The organism is Pseudomonas sp. GM80, assembly GCF_000282515.1.
Lineage (GTDB): Bacteria > Pseudomonadota > Gammaproteobacteria > Pseudomonadales > Pseudomonadaceae > Aquipseudomonas.
In genome coordinates this window covers 1-6,791 of sequence record NZ_AKJD01000205.1, presented here as the reverse complement: position 1 = coordinate 6,791, position 6,791 = coordinate 1, and the positions used below count along the sequence as shown (strand labels likewise).

Sequence of the window (6,791 nt, the reverse complement as noted above, 5' to 3'; positions counted from 1 at the left end):
CTGCGATCTTTTGATTTTGAATGTTAAAAACAAGATCAAAAGATCGCTGCCTGCGGCAGCTCCTACAGGTTCTGGATTTTGCGCAGGCTGGGTTGAACTGGTCAATTATTCGGCAGGCACCTCAACTCCAAACAGTTTGCGCGCCTCGGCAAAGCACTTCTCGGCAATCGCCGAGCGCGGTTCGGTCTTGCGCATCACCAGGCCCAATGGCGCAAGCACGCTGGCATCCGGTAACTGCACGAACGACAGATGCTCGATCGGCTCCTCAAGCCCGCTGTCCAGCGGCATGATCGAGCAGCAGAATCCCTGGTGAATCGCCTGCAATAGCTGATACGTCGAATCGCTCTCCATGATCGGCTGCGGACTGAGCCCACGGCTGCGAAAGCTCAAGTCAATCGATTTGCGGTAATGCATGCCGGTGGTGATCATGCCCAACGGCAGTTCGGCGGCAGCTTCCCAGCTCATTTCCGTGCCTTCGAAATGGAAGTGACGGTTGTCATAGAGCAGCCCGACGCGGGTTTCGCCGATCTCGAAAAACTCGAAATAGTTCGGGTTGACGTGATCGAGGTAACACACGCCCAGGTCCAGTTGGTTGTTGCCCAGCCCTGCGATGATTTCGTCGGAACTGAGCGATGACAGGCTGAATTTCAGCTCCGGATACGAGCCCGACAAGCCCTGAATGTAATTGACCGGGTTGAAGCTGCTCAGTGGCACCAACCCCAGGCGCAAGCTGCCGACCAGTTGCCCGCGACACGCCGCCGCTTCGGCGAACAAGCCGTCGTGCGCCGCCAGCAAGGTCCGCGCCCAGGCCAGCACGCGCTCGCCTGCCTGGGTAAATCCTTCAAAGCGCTGGCCACGGTTGACCAGTACCAGATCCAGCTCATCTTCCAGATTGCGCAGACGCATCGACAGGGTCGGCTGAGTGATATGGCAGCGTGCGGCGGCCTGGCCGAAGTGACGGGTTTCGTCCAGCGCAATCAGGAACTTGAGTTGTTTGATGTCCACGATGGCACCTGCTCGATGGGAATTTTGATTGAGTATTGACGCAGCGGCGCGCAGCGCACGAAAAACGCAGGCGGCGACGATCTCATTTAAGCGGTTATTCGTCCAATCGGAAGCATTGAAAGGACTATCGACCGGCTCTATCAGCCGCGTCGTTAGTGGCTTTCAGCGCAGTTGCGGCGGGCGATAGAGGCGCTCGATAGTCCGGTTGGCCAGAGTGATTAGACAGTACTAAGAAGAGGCACTTAGGCTTGTCGGCAATTGGATTAATTGCTGCCGGAGAATTCCCATGAGCGCGAAATCGGATGCCCTGTTTGTCCCCCTGAACATTGCTGTGCTGACGGTCAGCGATACCCGCGATTACGCCAGCGACACCTCGGGCCAGTTGCTGGTCAGCCGCTTGCTGGAAGCCGGTCACACGTTGAGCGAACGCAATCTGCTCAAGGATGATCTGTACAAGATTCGCGCTCAGGTCGCGCACTGGATCGCCGACGACAGCATTCAGGTGGTGCTGATCACGGGTGGCACCGGCTTCACCGGACGCGACAGCACGCCGGAAGCAGTGGCCTGTTTGCTGGACAAGAAAATCGACGGGTTTGGCGAACTGTTCCGCGCGATTTCGATTCTCGATATCGGCACCTCCACCGTGCAAAGCCGCGCCCTGGCCGGGCTGTCCAACGGCACGCTGGTGTGTTGCCTGCCGGGCTCGACCGGCGCCTGCCGCACGGCGTGGGAAGGCATTCTGGCTGAGCAGCTCGACAACCGTCACCGCCCGTGCAACTTCGTCCCGCACCTCAAGTCGGTACAAGCCTGCGGAACCCGCGGATGAGCCGGGCACCGTTGATGCCGGTCGAGGAAGCCCTCGATCAACTGCTGGCCATGGCCAATGAGCAGCCGCTGGTGGACAGCGAAATGCGCTCGCTCGATGACGCGCACGGTCGGGTGCTGGCCAGTGATCTGGTGGCGACGCTGGACCTGCCGCCCTGGCCGAACAGTGCCATGGACGGTTACGCCTTGAACCTCGCGGATCTGCACCGTCAGCCGTTGGCCGTGTCGCAACGGGTGTACGCCGGTCTGGCGCCGGATGCCTTGTTGCCGGGCAGTTGTGCGCGGATCTTCACCGGGGCACCGCTGCCGCCGGGTGCCAACTGTGTGGAAATGCAGGAAAACGTCGAGGTGCTGGAAGACGGCCGTGTGCGGTTTTTGCAGCCGCTGAAGGTTGGCCAGAATATTCGCGCGCAAGGTCAGGAGAATCGCGTTGGCGACATTCTGCTGCGCGCCGGCAAACGTCTTGGGCCGTTCGAACTGGCAGTGGCAGCGGGGCAGGGCGTGGCGCAAGTTCACGTGGTGCGTCGGCCTCGCGTGGCGTTGTTGTCGACGGGTGACGAACTGGTCGAGCCGGGGCTGCCACTGCGTCCCGGGAGCATCTACAACAGCAATCGCGTGTTGCTCGCGCACTGGCTGCGTGAACTGGGCTGCGAGGTGATCGATGGCGGCATCCTGCCGGATCGTCCGGCACAGACGCGGCTCAAGCTTGAGCAGTTGCAAGTTGGCGCTGACCTGATTCTGACCACGGGCGGAGTGTCTGCCGGCGATGCCGATTGCCTGGGTCAGGTGCTGCGCGACAACGGTAAACCGCTGCTGTGGAAACTCGCGATCAAGCCCGGCAAGCCGCTGACAGTGGGGCATTTCGGCACGGTGCCGGTGATCGGTCTGCCGGGTAATCCGACCTCGGCGCTGGTGACGTTCGGTTTGCTGGCCAGGCCGTATCTGCTGAGGATTCAAGGGGTCGAAGAGGTGATGCCGCTGAGCTTCACGGTGAAGGCGGGCTTCGACTGGGCGAAACCGGGCAGCCGCCGCGAATACCTGCGAGCACGCCTGGAAGCGGGGGCTGCGGTGCTTTATCCGAATCAGAGTTCGGGCGTATTGCTTGGCGCCACGTGGGCTGATGGTCTGGTGGAGATTCCCGAGAACAGCACGCACACGCTCGGCGAACCGCTGCGCTTTATCCCGTTCAACGAACTCTTCTGACCCCCTGTGAATCTGTTGGAGCAAAACTTGCTCGCGAAAGCGGTTAACCATTAAACGAATATGTTGGCTGATACGACGCCATCGAGAGCAAGCTCTGTTCCTGCATCGGTGGGTTGTGCGGGCATAAAAAAACGCCGCTCATCTTGTGATGGGCGGCGTTTTTCATTGCGTTGTAACGTTAGGCTTGAACGACCGGGATGTTGGCGTTCGCAGCAGCTTCACGGAACTCGGCGATCTGGTCGAAGGACAGGTAGCGGTAGATATCGGCCGCCATGCTGTCGATCTTGCCAGCGTATTCCATGTACTCCTCGACGGTCGGCAGGCGACCCAGGATCGAAGCCACGGACGCCAGCTCGGCCGAAGCCAGGTAGACGTTCGCGCCGTCGCCCAGACGGTTCGGGAAGTTACGGGTCGAAGTCGACACAACAGTCGCGTTCGGCTCTACACGTGCCTGGTTACCCATGCACAGCGAGCAGCCCGGCATTTCCATGCGTGCGCCAGCCTTGCCGTAGATGCCGTAGTAGCCTTCTTCGGTCAGTTGGTGAGCGTCCATCTTGGTCGGCGGCGACAGCCACAGACGAGTTGGCAGCTGACCCTTGACCTGATCCAGCAGTTTACCGGCAGCGCGGAAGTGACCGATGTTGGTCATGCACGAACCGATGAACACTTCGTCGATCTTCTCGCCAGCAACGCTGGACAGCAGACGGGCGTCGTCCGGATCGTTCGGCGCGCACAGTACCGGCTCGCTGATGTCGGCCAGATCGATTTCGATGATTTCGGCGTATTCGGCGTCGGCATCGGCTTCCATCAGTTCCGGGTTGGCCACCCAGGCTTCCATCGCTTGAGCGCGACGTTCCAGAGTACGTGCATCGCCGTAGCCTTCGCCGATCATCCAGCGCAGCAGGGTGATGTTGGAGTTCAGGTACTCGGTGATCGACTCTTTCGACAGCTTGATGGTGCAACCGGCAGCCGAACGTTCGGCCGAGGCGTCGGACAGTTCGAACGCCTGCTCCAGGGTCAGACCTTCCAGACCTTCGATTTCCAGGATGCGGCCGGAGAAGGCGTTTTTCTTGCCTTTCTTCTCGACGGTCAGCAGACCGTTCTGGATGGCGAAGTAAGGAATCGCATGAACCAGGTCACGCAGGGTGATGCCAGGTTTCATTTTGCCTTTAAAGCGCACCAGGATCGATTCCGGCATGTCCAGCGGCATAACGCCGGTGGCCGCAGCAAACGCAACCAGACCGGAACCGGCCGGGAACGAAATGCCCATCGGGAAACGGGTGTGCGAGTCACCACCGGTACCGACGGTGTCTGGCAGCAGCATGCGGTTCAGCCACGAGTGGATGATGCCGTCGCCCGGACGCAGGGAAACGCCGCCGCGGGTCATGATGAAGTCAGGCAGGGTGTGGTGGGTGGTCACGTCGATCGGCTTTGGATAGGCCGCGGTGTGGCAGAAGGACTGCATCACCAGGTCAGCCGAGAAGCCCAGGCACGCGAGGTCTTTCAGTTCGTCACGGGTCATTGGACCGGTGGTGTCCTGAGAACCCACGGTGGTCATTTTCGGTTCGCAGTAGGTGCCAGGACGGATGCCTTTGCCTTCTGCCAGACCGCACGCCTTGCCGACCATTTTCTGCGCCAGGGTGTAACCCTTGGTGCTTTCGATCGGTGCATCAGGCTTCTTGAACAGGTCGAACGCAGGCAGACCCAGTTCGGCGCGAGCCTTCTCGGTCAGGCCGCGGCCGATGATCAGCGGGATACGGCCGCCGGCACGGACTTCGTCCAACAGTACCGGGGTCTTCATTTCGAAGGTGGTCAGGACTTCGTCGGTGCCGTGTTTGCAGACTTTGCCAGCATGCGGGTACAGGTCGATCACGTCGCCCATGTTCATGTTGGAAACGTCGAACTCGATTGGCAGTGCGCCGGCATCTTCCATGGTGTTGTAGAAGATCGGAGCGATTTTGCTGCCGAAGCAGAAACCGCCAGCGCGCTTGTTCGGCACGTAAGGAACGTCGTCGCCGAAGAACCACAGTACCGAGTTGGTCGCGGATTTACGCGAGGAACCGGTACCGACCACGTCACCGACGTAGGCGATCGGGAAGCCTTGACCGCGCATTTCTTCGATCTGCTTCATCGGGCCGATGGCGCCCTGCTGATCAGGAACGATGCCGTCGCGGGCCATTTTCAGCATGGCCAGGGCGTGCAGCGGGATGTCTGGACGCGACCAGGCATCAGGAGCAGGGGACAGGTCGTCGGTGTTGGTTTCGCCGGTGACCTTGAATACGCGCAGGCTGATCTTGTCGGCCAGAGTCGGGCGGTTTTTGAACCACTCGCCGTCAGCCCAGGATTGCAGCACGGCTTTAGCGTGAACGTTACCGTTCTTGGCTTTTTCCGCGACGTCGTGGAACGCATCGAACATCAGCAGGGTGTGCTTGAGTTGCGCGGCAGCGACTGGCGCCAGTTCGGCGTCGTCCAGCAGGTCAACCAGAGTCACGATGTTGTAGCCGCCCTGCATGGTGCCGAGCAGTTCTACAGCGCGTTTTTTGTCCAGCAGCGGGGAGGAAACTTCGCCCTTGGCCAGTGCAGACAGGAAGCCGGCTTTTACATAGGCCGCTTCGTCCACGCCTGGTGGAATGCGATTGGTGATCAGGTCAACGAGGAATTCTTCTTCGCCAGCCGGAGGGTTTTTCAGCAGCTCGACCAGGCCTGCTGTTTGTTCGGCGTTAAGCGGCTGGGGAACGATACCCAGGGCTGCACGCTCTTCGATATGTTTGCGGTAGGCTTCAAGCACAGTTATTACCCTCATCAGTGGTCCCAAATGGGTGTCCGGGACGCTCATCCCGAAATGGCCGTACTCATGCTCCTCACGACGTTGTGGGTCGTTCGGCCAGAATTACCGGCAATTCCTTACAGAAGCTGCTTTCAAAGTTTTACGCCTGCAGAACGGGGAGCTGATGAGGGTTGGCGTTGGGCTTTTCCCCGCTGGAAAAACCCCTCGCCAACACCGCTCTGAAGGAACGACTGTGCTCGTGACGCTTTGAAAACAGCTTCTAACGGACATTGGCGCCTTAAAAGGCTGGCTGATTCTACGGCAAAAAAAAATTAAACGTAAGTTCGTCCCTGAAGTTTGAGGGGTGATGAATGTTAGACAAAGGGCTAACATGCCGACCTGTTCCGCGTTTCAGTGCCTTTGCCTATCTTATGCCCAATCAGACCATCAAGACCCCCTGCGTCGGCCTCTGCTCCACTGTTTACGGTGATCTGGTGTGCCGTGGCTGCAAGCGTTTCCATCACGAAGTGATCCATTGGAATGGTTACAACGAGGAGGAAAAACGCGCGGTGTGGTTGCGTCTGGAACAATTGCTGTCACAAGTGATGGCGGGCAAGGTCGAGATTTTTGATTCGGCGCGTCTGCGCGAGCAGCTCGAACAGCGCAAGATCCGCTTCGTACCGCATCAGTCGGAATATTGCTGGGCGTATCAGCTGATTGCGCGGGGGGCGCGGGTGATCATTAATCTGGAAGCGTACGGCATGGTGTTGCTGCCGGAGTTTCGTGAATGGAATTTGCCGGAATTGCGTGACGCCATTGATCGGGAATTCTTCCTGCTGTCGGAAGCGCATTATCAGCGCTACATCGCCCCCGGTTTCCTTAAAGACGCCTTTGGTGCCTGAAGGTCAAAACATCGCAGCGTGCCGCAGCTCCTACAGCGGCGGTATGGCAATGCCATTTATGTGAATGCCAACTGAACCTGTGGGAGCTG

5 protein-coding genes are annotated in these 6,791 nt (G+C 59.3%); 3 read left to right on the top strand and 2 right to left on the bottom strand.

Features of this window, described 5'->3' with window-relative positions:
* Positions 1–105 precede the first annotated feature (105 nt).
* Positions 106–1,005 (bottom strand): LysR family transcriptional regulator, encoded by a 900-nt coding sequence (locus tag PMI37_RS26495; protein WP_008086943.1) that lies wholly within the window; start codon positions 1,003–1,005, stop codon positions 106–108.
* 286 nt (positions 1,006–1,291) lie between these two features.
* Here PMI37_RS26495 and moaB point away from each other — a divergent pair, with 286 nt between their 5' ends.
* Complete coding sequence (moaB, locus tag PMI37_RS26490; RefSeq protein ID WP_008086942.1) at positions 1,292–1,831, top strand: molybdenum cofactor biosynthesis protein B; 540 nt, start codon at positions 1,292–1,294, stop codon at positions 1,829–1,831.
* Positions 1,828–3,033, top strand: a complete 1,206-nt coding sequence (locus PMI37_RS26485; protein ID WP_008086938.1) for a molybdopterin molybdotransferase MoeA — start codon at positions 1,828–1,830, stop codon at positions 3,031–3,033. Before moaB ends, PMI37_RS26485 begins: the two co-directional genes overlap by 4 nt.
* Positions 3,034–3,211: 178 nt before the next feature.
* On the opposite strand, the gene acnB is transcribed toward PMI37_RS26485, so the two are convergent.
* The gene (gene acnB / locus PMI37_RS26480; protein ID WP_045123299.1) at positions 3,212–5,821 is read right to left on the bottom strand and encodes a bifunctional aconitate hydratase 2/2-methylisocitrate dehydratase; all 2,610 of its coding nucleotides are present in this window, start codon (positions 5,819–5,821) and stop codon (positions 3,212–3,214) included.
* A 410-nt stretch (positions 5,822–6,231) separates the two neighbouring features.
* Between acnB and PMI37_RS26475 the strand changes: the two genes are divergently transcribed.
* Positions 6,232–6,702, top strand: coding sequence for a DUF1289 domain-containing protein (locus PMI37_RS26475; RefSeq protein WP_045123298.1), 471 nt, complete (start codon positions 6,232–6,234; stop codon positions 6,700–6,702).
* The last annotated feature ends 89 nt before the right edge of the window (positions 6,703–6,791 follow it).